The following is a 16259-nucleotide window of genomic DNA, read 5'->3' as shown; positions in this document are numbered from 1 at the left end:
CAGCTCCTCACGGTTTGTAGACCCGTCCGCGAAACGTCGCGATCCGTTCTTCGTCCTCGTCGGTGACGACGACCTGGTACTCGGCGGTCCGGCCCGACTCGTGGGTCTCCGTCGCCGTCGCGGTGAGTTCGGTCCCGACGTCGACCGCCTCGAGGTACGAGATGTTCGTCTCGAGCGCGACTGCCGTCTCTCCGCGGGAGTTCGACGCGGCGGCGAACGCCGCATCGGCCAGCGAGTAGATCGCCCCTCCGTGAGGGGTGCCGTGGAAGTTCGTCAGATCGTCGGTGACCTCGAGTCGAGTCCGCGCCAGCCCCGGTTCCAGCGAGCGGAGTTCGATTCCGAGCGTCTCGCAGTAGGCGTCGTCCTCGACGTGCTGTCGAATCTGGTCCGTCATACCTTGGCACAGCGGCTTCCGAGTGGATATATCTAGCGGAACATCTGTCGGAACAGCGACGCCTCGGCGCGGCGGAGCCGCTCGAGAAACGCCGACTTGCTGATCCCCAGTTCGTCGGCGACCGCCTCGGAACTGGCCTGTCGCGGGATCTCGAAGTACCCGATCTCGAGAGCCGTCCGGATGCACTCCTCCTGGGCCGGCGTGAGATCCCACCGCTGGCCGGGCGACTCCGTTGCCTCCGACTGGAGGGGGTAAACCCGCTCGAGTTTGACGCCGACGGTCTCGCCGGCGGCTTCCATGACCCCCTTGAGGACGTCGCGCCCGACGACCGCACCGAAGATCATCGCCGCACCGTCGCGGTAGCGCAGGGTCTCGACTATGAGTCCGCCGTCGATCAGCCGACGGACGACACAGGGCTGTTTCGACAGGCACCGGTACCGCGAGCGGCCGTCGGTTCTCGAGACGTGGAGGTACGAGATTCGATCGTCGTTATCGAGGACGTCCGTGAGCGAGTCGGCAGTCGGCGAACTGAACTGGAGGAGGTCGTAGCCGTCGCTGCGTCGCTGTGGCGCCCGGGCGTCGATTTCGACGTCGACCGCTCGCGTCGCCTCCGAGAGCGGACAGTCGTCGTTTCGGACCCTGAACTCCACGGCGAGACACTCGTCGATCATGTCGAACTATGGATTACCCCACGCGCCGCCCGTATTTAAAACCAAGTTATATGGCGGTCAACTGCTAAGGACGTAACTGTCGTAGTTTATAATGAGACCATGGACCTGGACACAGTCAAAGAACGCGCGGGGCCGCGGGAGTTCAGCCCCGCGGACGACCTTCCGGAGGAGTACCGGAAGGCGGCGACTCGGATGATCGAGTTCCACGCGAACAGCGAGATCATGGGTGCGTATCTCGAGCGACCGTTCATCCGGCAGTCGCCGAGCATCGACCGAAAGCTGGCGTTCTCGGCGAAAGTACAGGACGAGATCGGGCACGGCCAGTTGCTCTACCGGGCGGCGGAGTCGCTCGGAGTCAAGACCCGCGAAGAGATGTTAGGCGACCTCGCCAACGGCGACGGGAAGTTCCTCAACTGTTTCCACTACGAGATGAACGACTGGGTCGAGACGCCGATGATCGCCTTCTTCGTCGACGGGGCTGCGATGCGCCGGCAGGCGACGCTCCGACGGACCAGCTGGGAGCCCTACGCCCACGCGATGGACAAGGTCTGCTTCGAGGAGGGGTTCCACGTCAAACACGGCGAGGACATCCTCAAAGAGCTTATGACGGGCTCGCGCAAGGAACAGCAGATGACCCAGGAGGCCTTCGAGGAGTGGTGGCCCCGCATCATCCAGTTCTTCGGGCCGACCGACGACAAGAGCACGCACCACGACTTCGCGGCCTCGGTCGGGCTGAAACAGCAGTCCAACGACGCGCTGCGCAACGCCTTCCTCGATCAGTACATTCCGAAAGCGCGGAAGTACGGCCTCGAGATCCCCGACGAGCCGCGCATTCGCGAGCGAGACGACGGCACTTACGAGGTCGAGGAGGACGACCTCGACTGGGACGAGTTCTTCACGATCGCGAAGAACGACTACGAGCCGGGTCTCGAGCAGATCAACGGCCGGAAGGCCGCACAGGAGGCGGTGCAGTGGGTTCGTGACACGATCGAGAGCGACACCGTAGCCGCCGGCGGCCACGCGCCGCAGGCGGCCGACTGACCATGATCTGGGAAGTGTTCCGGCAGGAGAAAACCGGAGGCTACCACGCCCACTGTGGAAACGTCCACGCGCCGGACCGCGAGATGGCGAAGCAGTTCGCGGCCGTACAGCACGGCCGCCGTAAGCCGACCAACAGCCTCTGGGTCGTCCCCAGGGATGAAATCGGCGAGATCGACGCGGACGACGTCGCCTTCGGCGGGACGACCGACAAGGCTTACCGGTGGGCGACCGCGTACAACACCACCGGCGAGGACGCACGCGAAGTCGTCGAATCCGAAGGCGAGCAGGCCACCGCCGAGAGACAGCGGGGTGACGACTGATGGCGGCGTCCCTCGAGAATCCCGACGAACTCGACGGGCGCGAACGCGACGCCCTCGAGACCCTGCTGAAGCGGCTGGGCGACGACGAGTTCGTGCTGGCCGAACGGTACACCGAGTGGCAGGTCCGGGCACCCAGCCTCGAGTCCGACCTCGCGCTGGCGAACAATGCCCAGGACGAACTCGGTCACGCTCGCCTGTGGTACGACGTCCTGGGGGACCTCGGCTTCGAGGAGCAGGATCTGGTGTACGAGCGCGACCCTGCGGACTTCCGCCACAGCACGCTCGTCGAACTCCCGTTCGAGGACGGTGACTGGGCCGACCCGATCCTTCGGTCGTACCTCTACGACGTCGCCGAAAAGCTTCGCCTCGAGGCGCTCGAGGAGTCGACGTACCCGAAGATTGCCGACCGCGTCGGCAAGATCCGGAGCGAGGAGGGGTACCACTTAGAGCACGCCCAGAGCTGGCTGGAACGGCTCGCCGACGGCGACGAGGGCCACGAGCGCCTGCAGGACGCGCTCGACCGGCTGTTCCCGTACGCACTCACTATCTTCGAGCCGGTCGATCCGAACGTCGAGGCCGATATCGTCGACCTCGGGCTTCGCGACGCGACCCTCGAGGAGCTGGGCGAGGAGTGGCTCTCGAACGTCGTTCCCTACCTCGAATCGCTCGACCTCGAACTGCCGGTCGACGCGCAGGTGGACGACGAGACGTTCGAGATCACCGAGGAGATGCTCCCCGAGGAGCGCGGACGGGACGGCTCGCACACCGACGCGTGGTTCGACCTCTACGACGAGTTTACCCGCACCTACCGCGAACTCGGGCGCAGCGAGACGACCAAAATCATGGACAAACCAGAATGAGCAGCAACACTCCGGACTCCGAGACCGACGCCGCGCCCTGCGCGTACACCGACTACCGCGAGGGTGAGGGTGCCGACGACCTTCCCGCGACCGGCGAGGACGCGACCGGCCTCGAGACCGACGTGTGGGACGCCCTCTACGAGATCGAGGACCCCGAGATGCCGATCAGCATCGTCGACCTGGGGCTGATCTACGGCGTCAGCGTCGAGGACGGCGTCGCGACCGTCGACATGACGCTCACCTACTCGGGCTGTCCGGCTCGAGACATGCTCACGGACCAGGTCGAGGAGGCGGCCGCCGCGGTCGAGGGCGTCGAGGACGCGGAACTGCGACTCGTCTGGAGTCCGGAGTGGACCGTCGAGATGGTGACCGAACCGGGGAAGGAGGATCTGCGGGAGTTCGGGCTAAGCATATGAGAAAACCCGATCCCAGCGTGACGACCAGCGGCGACGCGGCGGGCGCGGAGTGCCCCTACTGCGAGTCGACCAACACCGTCCGCGAGCACCCGAAGGGGCCGTCGCTCTGCCGGTCGATGCACTACTGTAACGCCTGCGAGCAGCCGTTCGAGAAGTTCGAGTAGGACGGTCCGTCGACCGACTATCTTCCGTGAGAGTGACGAATGGACCAAGAGCTTTGACACTCTGTTCCGTGTATACGAGTACGAACCCATGGTGGAGAGTATCGAACGTGCATCTCGCGACGAACTGCGGGAGCTGCAGTCCGAACGGCTCCGCGATACCGTCGAGCACGCCTACGAGAACGTCGAGCTCTACCGACAGCGGTTGGACGACGCTGGCGTCTCGCCGGAAGATATCGAGAGCATTGACGACGTCGAGAAACTACCGTTCACGACGAAGGAGGACTTCCGCGCCGAGTACCCCGACGGCCTCTTCGCCGTCGACGACGACGAGATCCGGCGCGTTCACGCGTCCTCCGGGACCACGGGGAAACCCAAGATCGTCGGCTACACCGAGAGCGATCTCGAGCTATGGCGCGACGTGATGGCTCGCTCGATGGCTGCGGCGGGGATCGAATCGGGCGATACCTTTCAGAACGCCTACGGCTACGGCCTCTTTACGGGCGGACTCGGCTTTCACGGCGGCGCCGAAGCGCTCGGCGCGACGGTGATCCCGTCGGGCAGCGGCAACACCCAGCGACAGGTTGATCTCGCACGCGACCTCGAGAGCGACGCCATCGGGTGTACGCCGTCGTACGCCCTCTACTTCGCCGAGACGGCCGAAGAGATGGGCGTCGATCCTCGCGGGTTGCCGGTCTCGACGGTGCTCTACGGCGCCGAACCCTGCACGGAGCCGATGCGCGAGGAGATCGAGGAGCGACTCGACGCGACCGGAATCGAAAACTACGGACTCTCCGAACTGATCGGTCCCGGCGTCGCCGTCGAGTGTCACGAAGCCCAGGACGGGATGCACATCTGGGAGGATCACTTCTACCCCGAAATCGTCGATCCGCAGACCGGCGAGCCGCTCCCGGAGGGCGAGGAGGGCGAACTCGTCCTGACGTCGCTCTCGAAGGAAGCCCTGCCGGTCCTGCGCTACCGGACGGGAGACCTCACGACGCTCACGTACGAGGAGTGTGCCTGCGGCCGGACGATGGTTCGGATGGACAGCGTCACGGGCCGCGCCGACGACCTGCTCATCGTTCGCGGCGTGAATTTGTACCCCAGCCAGATCGAGGACGTCGTTCTCGAGTTCGACGCGGTTGCCCCCTACTACCGCGTGGACCTCTTCCGCGAGGGCGAGATGGATACGCTCGAGTTGACGGTCGAACTGACGGAGGCGTTCGACGGCGACCGCGAGGGACTTCGCGAGGCGGTCCTCGAGCGGTTGCAGAACGCGCTGTCGTTCCGGCCCGACGCGCTCGAGTTGGTCGAGTACGGGACGATCGAACGGACGGAAGTGGGGAAGGTCAAACGCGTCTACGATCATCGCTGACGCGCTCGCGACGGGAATCACGACCCACCTGCTACTTTTATTACCGTTCGTGCGTCACCGTGTTGCATGGACACCGAAGCGTTCTTCGAGGGGATGCCCTTCGCGTCCCTGCTGGGAATCGAGGTCACCGAGTGTGCCGACGGTCACGCCGAGGGTCGCCTCGAGATGACCGAGGACCTCTCGTGGAACGAGGATCAGCTGATGGCCCACGGCGGCGTCACGTTCACGCTGGCGGACACCGTCGGCGGCGCGGCGCTGGTCTCGCTGGTGGATCAACCGGTCCCGACGATCGACATGCGGATCGACTACCTGTCGGCCGGAACGGGCGACCTCTACGCGGAGGCCGACGTCGTGCGCTGTGGCAGCGACGTCGGGACCGTCGACGTCGAGGTCTACGCCGCGGACGACGGCGAGACTCCGACGGAGTCCCGTGGAGACGGCGACGCCGTCGGAACGCTGATCGCGGACGCCCGCGGCGTGTACAAGACGGGATAGAATCGTTCTGTCGGAATTTAGCTCGAGTTACCGGAGTTCGGGCGCAACCTCGTCGCCGAGCCGGTGGACGCAGTCGACCGTCTCGTCAGCGTCGACGCCGGGGTAGTACGTCCGGAGGATGAAGTGCACGTCGTCGCCGAGGGCCTCGCGGTAGGTCTCGAGTTCGTCGACGACCTGGTCGGGCGTGCCGAAGATCGCCTGCTCTTTCAGCTCCCGCTTGCGTTCGTCCTCGAGTTCGTCCACCGATTCGCCGGAGAAGATCTCCGCGTACCGGCGCTGGAGGTAGAAGTAGCCGTCGCGCATCGCCTCCCAGGCATCCTCGCGGGAGTCGCCGACCCAGCCGTGCTGGAGAACGTAGATCGTAAAGTCATCGTGAGACGAGGTCTCACGGGCTGACGACGGATTCTCGTCAACGTCCTCGAGGCCCTCTTCCTCGCGGACCCGGTGAATGTCCTCGACCCGTTTCCTGACGCCCTCGAGTGACAGCGCCGAGGGGGCGCACCAGCCGTCCGCAGTTCGCGCCGCTCGGCGGACCGCGGGTTTGGCCGCGCCGCCGAGCATGACCGGCACGTTCCCGTCGGTCGGCTTCGGGGTGATTGAGACGTCCGCCGGCACGTCGTGGAATTCGGAGTCGTACTCGAGGGGGCCCTCGCTCCAGGCGCCGCGGAGGAACGGGACGAGATCCGTGAGACGCTCGGCGCGCTCCTCGCGCGGGACGCCGAAGACGTCGAACTCCCGCGGGTTCGAGCCGATGGCGAGTCCGAGGGTGAGTCGGCCGTCCGAGAGCAGGTCGACCGTCGCCGCGTCCTCGGCGAGCCGGATCGGGTCGTACAGCGGGCCGAGGGCGACGCAGCTCCCGATCTCGAGGTCGTCGCTCTCGGCGGCCATCGCCCCCAGCGCGGGCATCGTCCCGGAGAGGTAGCCGTCTGCTTCGAAGTGATGTTCGGAGACCCACGCGCTGTCCAGGCCCGCGTCCTCGATCTCGCGGGTCAGCGTCAGAATCTCGTCGTACAGGTCGCTCGGCTCGCGGTCGTCGCCGGGCCGCCGCTGGGCGGTGAACAGACCAGTCCCGAGTTTCATACTCCCGGTACACGCGGAATCGGCTTAATGGTTGGCGAACCAGCTATTAGCCAGCTTTAGCATAAGTTGATATCTGTTCTGTTGTACTACCATCGTTGGAAACACCACGAAAGCCCCTGCTACGGTGGACTCCCAGGACTCGCTGCGCGCCTCGGACTTCGTCCTGCGGTGCTTACGTCGGCCGGGTTCGTCCACCGCGGCAGCCCCTTTCATTCCCGCCCGTATCGGCTGATCGGGCAGGCCACCGCGGGTGGGAATGAAAGGGGCTGGCACCGTCCGGGAAGAGGACGACGTAAGCACGCGACCGAAGGGAGCGCGCAACGAGTCCCTCGACTGGACGGTGTCAGGTGTTTTCAATGGTTCCGTGTCGGTAAGGCACAATCACTGCTTCCTCTTCCACGACGATCGAGTCATAGCGACCGGCAGAATCCTCCTGTGGACTCGAGCGGTCAGTGATCGATAACGGTGATCTCCTCGACGGGCCACTCGCTCAGGATCTCGACGCCGTTCTCGCGGACGACGACCATCTCCTCGACGCGGACGCCCTGCCGACCCGCAGGTTCCTGGGTCTCGACGGCCATCGTCATCCCCTCCTCGATCTCGATGGGGTGCTCCGGCGAGAGTCCCCGCCAGATCAGCGGCACCTCGTACAGCTGGAGTCCCAGCCCGTGCGCCCAGTGGTTCGTCGTCAGCTGCCAGTGTTCGTCCGCGTCGTAGTAGTCGGCGTGCTCGCCTTCCATATCGGGAAAGCCCTGCGCGATCTCGTCGGTCGTCGCGCCGGGTTCGATCCGCTCGAGCACGTCGTAGAGGTTGTCTCGCGCGGTCTCGTAGGCCTCCCGCTGTTCATCCGTCGGTTCGCCCATCGAGAAGGTGCGGTAATAACACGACCGGTAGCCGAGGTAGCCGATGTTGTAGAAGTCGGCGTAGACGAGGTCGTTCGGGCGGATCATCCGGTCGGTCGTGTTGGCCTGGTGTTTCGGCCAGGTGTTCGGCCCCGAGGTGAGGTAGCCGCCGCCGACGAAGGCACCGTGGCGCCACAGTTCGTTGACGGCCTCGCCCCACACCTCGTTCTCTCGCATCCCCGGCTTCGCGGCGTCTTTGATCGTCTGGAAGCCGGCCTCGCAGATCGCGGCGACCTGCCGCAGGCACTCGATCTCGTCTTCGGTCTTGGTCTTGCGGGCGTCCTCCATCACCGACTGGGCCGTCTCGGGATCGACCTCGACGCTGCGGTCCGCAAAGGCCTCGAGAAGCCCCTGATTGCCGACGTCGATCCCCAGTTTCTCGTCGGCGACGCCGTACTCCTCCATCGCCTCGTGGACGGTCTCGGCCATCGTCGACAGCAGGAACTGCCGCGCCGACGCGCTGCCCGAGGCCCGCGGCACGTTCCCGAGGCCCGGGCAGGCGTACCGGATGTCGTGAAGCCAGGGACAGTTCGCCCGCTGGTTGCTCGCGTGGTCGGCGGTGTCCCAGTGGACGATATCGCCGTTCTCGGTCAGCAGCGTGTAGTGGTCCGCGCCGCTGCCGCCGGTCATCGCAAGCCCCGTCACGTACCGGATGTTCGGATCCGAGACGAGCAACATCGCGCCGAGATCGGTATCCCGGAGTCGAGAGAGCGCCTTTTCCTTGCGCTCGGTCCGCAGCCGCCGGGTGTTGATTCGCTCCTCCCAGTCGACGGCCTGCGTGCCGAGCGTGCCCTCCATGTAATCGCGCTCGTGGAACGTCATGTGCTGGCGTATCAGGGGAACCTACTAAATCGTACCGCTGTCGGCGAGCGACGGTCCGCGTCCATGGCCATCGTATATGGTTCTCTGCGTCGTACGGTACCGCGTGCCAGTACCAGGATACGATCCGGAAGACATCGACGACACCCTCGAGTCGCTCCTCGAGGACGACGAGATCGAACAGTACCTGAGCGAGACGGAACTCGAGGCCTACCGGAACGGCGACGAAGACCTGATCGATCTCCTCGAGGGAGACGAGATCCACCGGATTCTCGAGCGGAAGGACGGGCCGGTCGACGCGCCCGACTGAGAATCGGGCGACGGTTTTCGGGGTTCAGACGGGCTCGAGCCCCTCCTCCTCGCGCAGTACGTTGATGTACTTCCGGAAGCCGGATTCGAGGTCGTACTCGGGTTCGTAGCCGAGGTCCTCCTGGGCCTTCGTCATGTCGAGGTTCTGGGTCCAGGGGAGTTCACCCTCGTCTGAGACGTCGATGTCGGCGTCGGGCATGACGGATTCGACGGCCTCGGCGGCCTCTCGAACCGTCGCCAGCACGCCGCGGACGTTGTAGACGCGCTGGGTCAGCGCCGACGACGGCGTAAAGGCCGCCTTCCGGAACGCCTGGGCGATGTCCTCGACGTGTTGCCAGTCGATCTCCTGGTCGCCGTACTCGACGCTGTAGGGCTCGCCGAGCGCGGGCTTTTCGATGATGTTCGCGAGGAAGGCCGAGCCTCCGGTCTCGCGGTACGGGCCGTAGGCGACCGTCGGCCGGAGCGCGACGTGGTCCAGTCCGTAGTCCTCGTGGTAGACCCGGGCCTGGTGTTCGTTGTACTCCTTGGTCGCGCCGTACAGCGTATCGGGATAGACGAGTTCGTCCTCGTCGACCCACTCCGCGTCGTAGTTGTGCGGCGGCGCGTACGCCGCCGCCGAGGAGGCCCACGCGACGCGCTCGACCTGGTCGTCGAGCGTGCGGGCCGCCTCGAAGACGTTGTTCGTGCCCATGACGTTCACGTCGGCCGCCGCACGCGGGTTCTCCCGGGCGGTCGTCGTCAGCAGCGCCGCGAGGTGGATGATATGCGTCGAGTCCGTCTCCTTGACCGCACGAATGACGTCGGTCGACTCGGAAACGTCGCCCCGTCGCACCTCGACGTCGTCGGTGACGCCGAGGTTCTCGAGAATTTTGGTGTCCGTCGAGAGGTCGTAGGCCACGACGTCGTGGCCGTGCTCGAGCAGATCCTGTACCACGTAGGAACCGATGAAGCCGGTTCCGCCGGTTACCAGTACGGTCGCGTTGTCGTCGTTCATGTCTGAGTAGTGTGCGGATCAGTCACGTATAGGTTGTGATCGTTCGGATCGTCCGCGTGGGCGGTCGTCGGGTGTCGTCGTCACTCGTGGAGCCCCCCGACCGACTCGTAGAACGAGGAGGCGAGCGACTCGGCCATGTCCTCCTCGCGGTCGATCCGGACGTCGATGACGTGTGGAGTGTCAGCGGCCTTCCCCTCCGCGAGCGCGTCGGCGAACTCGTCGGGCGCGGTCACGCGCGTCCCGACCGCGCCGAACGCCTCGGCGACCTTCACGAAGTCGGTGTCGTGGAACTCGACGCCGGCGATATCGCCGTCCTCGTGTTGCATCTGACGGACCATCCCGAGGCTGGTGTCGTTGAGCACGACGAACGTCGGCGCGACGCCGTACTCGACCGCCGTTTCAACGCTGTTCATCGTCATCGCGAAGCCGCCGTCGCCGGCGACCGCGATCACGTCCTTGCCCGTCGTCAGCGCCGCCGACACCGCGGCCGGGTTCGCCCACCCCATCCCGCCGACGCCGCCGCTCCCGAAGTAGGTGCGGACGGCCGGCGTCCGGAGGTAGTACAGCAGCCAGAACCGGTTGTTCCCGGAGTCGGCGGTGACGATGGTCTCGTCGTCGACGACCGCTTCGATCTCTTTCGCCGCGCGCTGGGGCTTGATCGGCGACGCGTCGCTCTCGCAGTCGGGAGCTGTGAACCACTCTCGAGCCTCCGCCGCGCGCTCGAGCGCCCACTCGTTCGAGGCGCCGCCGGTCTCGGCGAGCGCCTCGAGGCTCTCCGTCGCGTCGCCGATCAGTCCCACGTCCGCGGGGTAGACCCAACCGGCGTTGCGGGTGTCGATATCGGCGTGGACGATCGTCTGCTCGTCGGGACGGATGAAGTCGGGGGCCTGCCAGTTGGTGTCCATCGGGTTCAGCCGGCAGCCGACGACCAGCAGCGCGTCGGCCTCGCTGACGACCCGGTTCGCGCCCTCGTGGCCGAACGAACCCACGACTCCCGCGGCGCGGTCGTCGGTCTCGGGGTACGTCGATTTGCCGAGGTACGAGGTGACGACGGCGCAGTCGTAGGCGTCGGCCACTGCCGTGAGCTGGTCGTAGGCCTGCGCGGCGTGGACGCCGTTGCCCGCGACGATCACCGGCCGGTCGGCGGCCTCGAGCGCCTCGACCGCTTTCGCGACGTCCGCGGCCGTCGGCGCGGCGTCCCAGGTCCGGGTCTGTTCGCGCGCGTCCCAGGCGGGCGGCGTCGGATCGTCGGGAACGTCGGCGGTGATCGCGTCGCCGTCCAGGATGATCGCGGTCGGGCCGGGACGGTCGGCGACGGCGTGTTTGAAGGCCAGCTGTGTCGATCGGACGGTTTCGATCGGCGTGCGCGGGAACCACCACTCCTTGGTCACGCCGTCTAAGATGCTCGGCAGGCTGAACCCGCCGTAGTCGCCTCGAGCCTGCTGGTACGGTGCCAGCGTCGAGTACTCGCCGCGCTCCGAGGCCTCCGTGAGCACGACCATCGGCGACGAGGAGAGTCGAGCCTCCATCTGGCCGATCATCCCCAGGCTACCGATCCACGGCCCCTGGCCGGCGAGCACCCCGGGCGTGCCGGTGAGTCGACCGTGCATTTCCGCCATGACGCTCGCCTCGCGCTCGTCGCGCGGGCGAACGAGGTCCACCTCCGACTCCGGGAGGTGCTCGAGCAACTCGATCACGCGCCCGCCGGGATACCCGAAGACGTACTCGACGCCGAGTTCCTCGAGGGTATCGACGAGTGCAGCGGCCGTCGTCGTCATCCCTCGTCGACGTGAACCGTTTCTTCGACGATCATCCGCGACCCGGCGCCGAAGTCGACGTAGTCGGACGCGTCGGCCCGGACCTCCCGCCCGACCTCGGATTCGAAGGCCTCGTCGAGCGCCGCCGCGCTCTCGAAGGAGAGTTCGAGGACGCCGTCGTACTCGGCAGCGTCGGGGTTCGTCGGGACGGATGTGCTGTAGCGCTGCAGTCCCGGAAGTTCGCGTGCGAGTTCCGCGTGGTCTCCCCGCCACCAGTCGACGAACTCCTCGTGGCCGTACTCGTCCTCCCGGACGAGAGTCTGGACCATTTTTATCATACGACTGCACTGTTGACCTCCCCCGACTTTGTTCTGTCGGTGCACCCTGTTGCCGTTTACCGCGGCTCGTGTTTGCGCGTTCCAAATGCCTATGGTCGATGCGCACGGCCCAGGAACTATGACCGAGATGCCAGCGATCCGGGTCGATCACGTGGGTATCGCCGTCGAGTCGATCGAGGACGCCGAGGGACTGCTGTTCGCGCTCGGCTGCGAGAAGATCCACGAGGAACGCGGCGAGTACGGAACGTTCACCTGGGCGACGTACGTCCTGGGCGGCGCCTCTCGACTCGAACTCATCGCACCGGCGGGTGCCGACTCCTTTCTGACCGACTTCCTCGAGCGAAACGGACCCGGCCTCCACCACGTTACGCTCGAGGTCGCCGACCTCGACGCCGCTATCGACGCACTGGAGGCGCAGGAGGTCTCCGTCGTCGATCGCGTCGAGTTCGACCACTGGAAAGAGGCGTTTCTTCCCCCGAGCAATCCGACCGGCGCGCTGTTCCAGCTGATGGAGTACGAGGACGGCTACGCTCAGACGCGGGCGGCGGGAACTCGACTGTTCGTAGACGGTAATCCGCTCTAACGAGATTCGGCTAAAACGCCGAAACTCCTGCCTCATCGTTCGAAGTGTGCGAACGAAGTCGAGTCTCGTTCGAACAGCGGGAACAACGTTTTTGCCAGTTCGCTCTCTCTGTGAGGATATGGCAAACGACTCGAGACACAGACCGGTCGAAACCGTCGATACGGCCTTCGAGATTGTCGACGTTCTCAAGCGCCGGGACGGCGCCGGGATCACCGAAATCGCCGACGAACTCGGACTCGCGAAGAGCACGGTTCACCGGCACGTGAAGACCCTCGAGGCGCGCGGGCTCCTGCTCCAGGAGGGGAACAGCTACCGAATCAGCACGTGGTTTCTGGATTACGGAATTCACGTGCGTAACCGCCATCCGCTGTTCGACGTCGTCAAACCCAAGGTGGACGAACTCGCCGCCGAAACCGACGAGAAGGTCTGGTGCGTCATCGAGGAGCACGGGATGGGCGTCCACATCTACGGCGCCGAGGGCCGCCACTCCGTGAAGACGCACGCCCGGATCGGAAAGCGAACGCCGCTTCACCAGTTCGCCGCCGGCAAGGCTATCCTCGCTCATCTCCCTGACGAGCGGGTCGACGAGGTCGTGGCCGAGCACGGACTCGCCGCGAAGACGTCCCAGACGATCACCGACCGCGACGAACTGAACGAACAACTCGAGGAGATTCGCGAGAGAGGATACGCGTTCAACCGCGAGGAGTCGGTCCGCGGCGTGCACGCCGTCGGCGCGCCGATCAGAAACCAGTCGGGAACGGCGATCGGAGCGATCAGCGTCGCGGGACCGGCCAACCGATTGCGCGAGACGGCGTTGGCCGAGGAACTTCCGACGCTGCTGCTGGGCGCGACTAACGAGGTCGAGATCAACCTCGCTCACTCGTAGCTGTCGCGATCGGGCTACAACGAGACGAGTATCTGTTCGTGTTATTCGAACACTCGAAATTCGCGTAATCGGCGGCTGAATCGCCTTCCGCGCGAGATTATCGACTTCTCTCGATCAGTATTACAAACATACCTCTGTAATGTATTGGGAACGGTTACGCGTATGCGACCGATACTCCGTCGAAATTCTCGCTCAATCATCGTTCCCGTGGCTCGAACGGAGAGGGAACGGTACGGAACGCGTACGGTCTGTGAGGGAGGCCTTACAGGTCGAGGAACTCCTCCGCGTTCTCCCAGAGGATTTTGCGTTGAATCTCCTCGTCGAAGCCCAGTTCGGCGAACTGCTCGAGCCACGGCCCTGGCTCGAGCATCGGGTAATCGGTGCCGAACATCACCTTGTCCGAGAGGAGCGACTTCGCGTAGTGGAGCACCTGATCGTCGATATACCGAGGCATCCACCCAGAGAGGTCCATGTAGACGTTCCCCTTCTGCTGGCAGATGGCGAGCTGTTCTTTCTCCCAGGGATAGGCGGGATGGGCGATGAGGATCTGCAGGTCGGGGTACTCGGCAGCCACGTCGTCGATCAGCATCGGATTACCGTACTTGATCTTCAGGCCGCGGCCGCCGGGCGAGCACGCGCCGAGCGTCGAGTTCCCGCCGTGGAACACGACCGGAACGCCGAGGTCCTCGATCGTCGCCCAGAGCTCCTCGTGTTCGGGGTCGGACGGATCGAACCCCTGTGCGATCTGCTGGAACTTGAATCCGCTGAGGTCGAGGTCCTCGACGCAGCGAATCGCCTCCTCAACGCAGTCCTCTTTGAGCGGATCGACGGAGCCGAACCCGACGAAGAAATCCGCGTACTCGTCGCGAACGTCGGCGACGTAGTCGTTCGGAACCGGCGGATTGCCGGTATTCGTCTCGGCGTCCCAGCCGAGCAGCACGGCCCGTCCGACGCCGGCCTCGAGATACTCCGCGATCATGTTCTCGTAGGTGTCGGTCTCGAGGTCGGCGCCGAACCGGTCGGCGGCGTCCTCCATCATCTGCCCGCCGGCGTCGTGGAGGAATTCGCTGGTCGGCTGATGCGCGTGCGTATCGATCGCCCGCGGTTCGTCGAGCACCGGTGGAGAACCCATACAGTTCTCGAGACCGCGGTTCCATATGTATTTTTCTTACAATAGTTTGCCGATGCTCCGAGACGGACGAACAGTACCGATCAGATATTAATCAGAACTCCGATACGTATCCGGAAGCAAAAGATATCAAATAGGTAGTGAAGCAACAGACTTGGTCGAACGATTAACTGACAGTCCGCTCGAACGGCGCAAACGGCGGAACATTGATACACCGCAATTTTTCCGAAAGGTGCGGAGTGGGCGCCCTCAAAGGGACTCAGTGGACAAGTCTGTCAACAATCAGCGGTCGATAGATGCGAGAATTACCCGTCTCGAAAAGGGAAGAACCGACAGGAGAGATCTACAGATCACCCACACATACGTATTCAGACTAGTGTATACGGTTGGTACATCTATTCCAGCCGATGCTAGTCACTCGTCTTTCGAGATGTTCGTCGATCGAGTCAGGTCAACTGCGACGGTCGCAGGCGATCGATTGACTCCTCGAGCGGGGACTCGAACTGGTCGAAAGTCGCAGAAGTGGCCGACAGGACAGCTGTAGTAGCCACTGAACGTCAGTGCACACCCGATCGCACGACGGGAGCGCGGTTCGGAGTCCGACGGGCGAGAACCGCGGTCCGTGCGATCGGTGTGGAAACCGTTTCAGTCGGTACTATAGAGGTCGACCGGCTCACCCTCGTCGGCAGCCCGGTGGATCGCCTCGATGACCCGCATGTCGACGAGTCCGTGCCGACCGTCGGGATAGATTTCACCGTCCGTGAGTACGCGGTCCGCGAAGTAGTCGAACACTTCCCGTACTTCCTGCTCCGCGTCGAACGTCCCGTGTTCGACGTCGACGGAGAGCTCTCCGCGGGAGAGTCGCAGCGCGGCCTCGCCGTGAAACGCCGGATCGAGTTCGATCGTTCCCTCGGTCCCGGTGACCTTCAGGTGCGTATCCTCGTGGGCGCGCTGGCTCGCAGTCGAGATCATGTGGACGTCGTCCTCGAACAGCAGCGTCGACGACGCCCGTTCGTCCGGCACGTCGTCGAACGCCTCGTGGTGTGAGGTCATCTGCGAGTGGACGGTGACCGGATCCCGCCGGAGCAGGTATCGAGCGGTGTTGATCGAGTAGATTCCGAGGTCCATCACCGACGTCCCGTACCCCGTGATATCCGGATCGAGCCGCCACTGATCGTGGTCGGGGATCATCTCGAGTAGCGGCTGACTGTTGGCGCCGTAGACGCTGACGGGGTCGCCGATGAAGCCCGATTCGACGAGCTCCCGCGCTCGCCGAACGGCCGGTTCCGTCTGCATTCGATAGGCGACCATCAGGGGGACGTTCTCGTCCTCGCAGGTCTCGACCATCTGCTCGGCGCGGTCGACCGTCGCCTCCATCGGCTTCTCACAGAGGACTGCCTTCCCCAGTTCCGCGGCCGTCTCGGCGTACTCGAGGTGGAACGCGTTCGGGGTGCCGATGTAGACGGCGTCGTAGGCGTCGCTGGCCTCCCCGCCGTGGAACTGATCGTAGCTGATCCCGTGCTCGACCCCGTTCTCCTCGGCGATATCCGCTGCCTTCTCGGTCGAACTGCTCACCAGCACCGAAACCTTGCCGAGGTCCGAAGATTCGATGGCCGGGATAGCGACGTCGACCGTCCACCAGCCGAGTCCGATCAGTGCGTAGCGGACGGTTCCGTCCTCCGTGGTCTGCCAGTCCCGCTCCTCGTAGGTGTCGATCCAGTCGTGCATC

At 64.8% G+C, this 16259-nt stretch carries 19 protein-coding genes; 10 read left to right on the top strand and 9 right to left on the bottom strand.

Going from position 1 to position 16259, the window contains the following annotated elements:
- Nucleotides 1–7: 7 nt before the first annotated feature.
- Together paaI and NED97_RS05985 are read right to left on the bottom strand one after the other, a co-directional pair.
- Nucleotides 8–394, bottom strand: coding sequence for a hydroxyphenylacetyl-CoA thioesterase PaaI (paaI, locus tag NED97_RS05990; RefSeq protein ID WP_252489811.1), 387 nt, complete (start codon nt 392–394; stop codon nt 8–10).
- Between the two features lie 32 nt (nt 395–426).
- The gene (locus tag NED97_RS05985; protein ID WP_252489810.1) at nt 427–1065 is read right to left on the bottom strand and encodes a helix-turn-helix domain-containing protein; all 639 of its coding nucleotides are present in this window, start codon (nt 1063–1065) and stop codon (nt 427–429) included.
- A gap of 99 nt (nt 1066–1164) precedes the next feature.
- Between NED97_RS05985 and paaA the strand changes: the two genes are divergently transcribed.
- The 7 genes from paaA to NED97_RS05950 all read left to right on the top strand — a co-directional run bounded on the left by paaA (nt 1165) and on the right by NED97_RS05950 (nt 5733).
- On the top strand, nt 1165–2106 hold the full coding sequence (gene paaA, locus NED97_RS05980; RefSeq protein ID WP_252489809.1) for a 1,2-phenylacetyl-CoA epoxidase subunit PaaA: 942 nt from the start codon (nt 1165–1167) through the stop codon (nt 2104–2106).
- 2 nt (nt 2107–2108) lie between these two features.
- The gene (paaB, locus tag NED97_RS05975; protein WP_252489808.1) at nt 2109–2426 is read left to right on the top strand and encodes a 1,2-phenylacetyl-CoA epoxidase subunit PaaB; all 318 of its coding nucleotides are present in this window, start codon (nt 2109–2111) and stop codon (nt 2424–2426) included.
- The gene (gene paaC, locus NED97_RS05970) at nt 2426–3286 is read left to right on the top strand and encodes a 1,2-phenylacetyl-CoA epoxidase subunit PaaC (RefSeq protein WP_252489807.1); all 861 of its coding nucleotides are present in this window, start codon (nt 2426–2428) and stop codon (nt 3284–3286) included. The genes paaB and paaC overlap by 1 nt, the downstream gene beginning before the upstream one ends.
- Entirely contained in the window at nt 3283–3702 is a 420-nt protein-coding gene (paaD, locus tag NED97_RS05965; RefSeq protein ID WP_252489806.1) for a 1,2-phenylacetyl-CoA epoxidase subunit PaaD, read from the top strand. Before paaC ends, paaD begins: the two co-directional genes overlap by 4 nt.
- Nucleotides 3699–3866 (top strand): 1,2-phenylacetyl-CoA epoxidase subunit PaaE, encoded by a 168-nt coding sequence (paaE, locus tag NED97_RS05960; RefSeq protein ID WP_252489805.1) that lies wholly within the window; start codon nt 3699–3701, stop codon nt 3864–3866. Before paaD ends, paaE begins: the two co-directional genes overlap by 4 nt.
- Before the next feature lie 88 nt (nt 3867–3954).
- Nucleotides 3955–5238: a phenylacetate--CoA ligase PaaK gene (paaK, locus tag NED97_RS05955; protein WP_252489804.1), complete on the top strand. Its 1284-nt coding sequence runs from the start codon at nt 3955–3957 to the stop codon at nt 5236–5238.
- A gap of 66 nt (nt 5239–5304) precedes the next feature.
- A complete protein-coding gene (locus NED97_RS05950) occupies nt 5305–5733 on the top strand; it encodes a PaaI family thioesterase (protein ID WP_252489803.1) in 429 nt (142 codons plus the stop codon).
- A gap of 27 nt (nt 5734–5760) precedes the next feature.
- Here NED97_RS05950 and NED97_RS05945 read toward each other — a convergent pair whose 3' ends face one another.
- Together NED97_RS05945 and NED97_RS05940 are read right to left on the bottom strand one after the other, a co-directional pair.
- Nucleotides 5761–6813: an LLM class flavin-dependent oxidoreductase gene (locus tag NED97_RS05945; RefSeq protein ID WP_252489802.1), complete on the bottom strand. Its 1053-nt coding sequence runs from the start codon at nt 6811–6813 to the stop codon at nt 5761–5763.
- A 449-nt stretch (nt 6814–7262) separates the two neighbouring features.
- Nucleotides 7263–8537, bottom strand: a complete 1275-nt coding sequence (locus NED97_RS05940) for a M24 family metallopeptidase (protein ID WP_252489801.1) — start codon at nt 8535–8537, stop codon at nt 7263–7265.
- Nucleotides 8538–8640: 103 nt separating this feature from the next.
- On the opposite strand from NED97_RS05940, the gene NED97_RS05935 reads away from it, so the two are divergent.
- Entirely contained in the window at nt 8641–8844 is a 204-nt protein-coding gene (locus NED97_RS05935) for a hypothetical protein (protein WP_252489800.1), read from the top strand.
- A 24-nt stretch (nt 8845–8868) separates the two neighbouring features.
- On the opposite strand, the gene NED97_RS05930 is transcribed toward NED97_RS05935, so the two are convergent.
- The 3 genes from NED97_RS05930 to NED97_RS05920 all read right to left on the bottom strand — a co-directional run bounded on the left by NED97_RS05930 (nt 8869) and on the right by NED97_RS05920 (nt 11932).
- Nucleotides 8869–9837 carry an NAD-dependent epimerase/dehydratase family protein gene (locus tag NED97_RS05930; protein WP_252489799.1) on the bottom strand — a complete coding sequence of 323 codons (969 nt, stop codon included), beginning with the start codon at nt 9835–9837 and terminating at the stop codon, nt 8869–8871.
- An 80-nt stretch (nt 9838–9917) separates the two neighbouring features.
- On the bottom strand, nt 9918–11615 hold the full coding sequence (locus NED97_RS05925) for a thiamine pyrophosphate-binding protein (protein WP_252489798.1): 1698 nt from the start codon (nt 11613–11615) through the stop codon (nt 9918–9920).
- Entirely contained in the window at nt 11612–11932 is a 321-nt protein-coding gene (locus NED97_RS05920) for an EthD family reductase (protein WP_252489797.1), read from the bottom strand. The genes NED97_RS05925 and NED97_RS05920 overlap by 4 nt, the downstream gene beginning before the upstream one ends.
- Nucleotides 11933–12050: 118 nt before the next feature.
- Here NED97_RS05920 and NED97_RS05915 point away from each other — a divergent pair, with 118 nt between their 5' ends.
- Together NED97_RS05915 and NED97_RS05910 are read left to right on the top strand one after the other, a co-directional pair.
- On the top strand, nt 12051–12515 hold the full coding sequence (locus tag NED97_RS05915; protein WP_252489796.1) for a VOC family protein: 465 nt from the start codon (nt 12051–12053) through the stop codon (nt 12513–12515).
- A 118-nt stretch (nt 12516–12633) separates the two neighbouring features.
- Entirely contained in the window at nt 12634–13401 is a 768-nt protein-coding gene (locus tag NED97_RS05910) for an IclR family transcriptional regulator (RefSeq protein ID WP_252489795.1), read from the top strand.
- Nucleotides 13402–13663: 262 nt separating this feature from the next.
- Here the strand turns inward: NED97_RS05910 and NED97_RS05905 are convergent, their stop codons facing one another.
- Nucleotides 13664–14533, bottom strand: a complete 870-nt coding sequence (locus NED97_RS05905; protein ID WP_252489794.1) for an amidohydrolase family protein — start codon at nt 14531–14533, stop codon at nt 13664–13666.
- 642 nt (nt 14534–15175) lie between these two features.
- Nucleotides 15176–16258 (bottom strand): D-xylose 1-dehydrogenase Gfo6, encoded by a 1083-nt coding sequence (gene gfo6, locus NED97_RS05900; RefSeq protein WP_252489793.1) that lies wholly within the window; start codon nt 16256–16258, stop codon nt 15176–15178.
- Between the last annotated feature and the right edge of the window lies 1 nt (nt 16259).

This window comes from Natronococcus sp. CG52 (assembly GCF_023913515.1).
Classification (GTDB): Archaea; Halobacteriota; Halobacteria; order Halobacteriales; family Natrialbaceae; genus Natronococcus; species Natronococcus zhouii.
The sequence above is the reverse complement of the archived record's forward strand: the minus strand, read 5'-3'. Positions and strand labels throughout refer to the sequence as shown.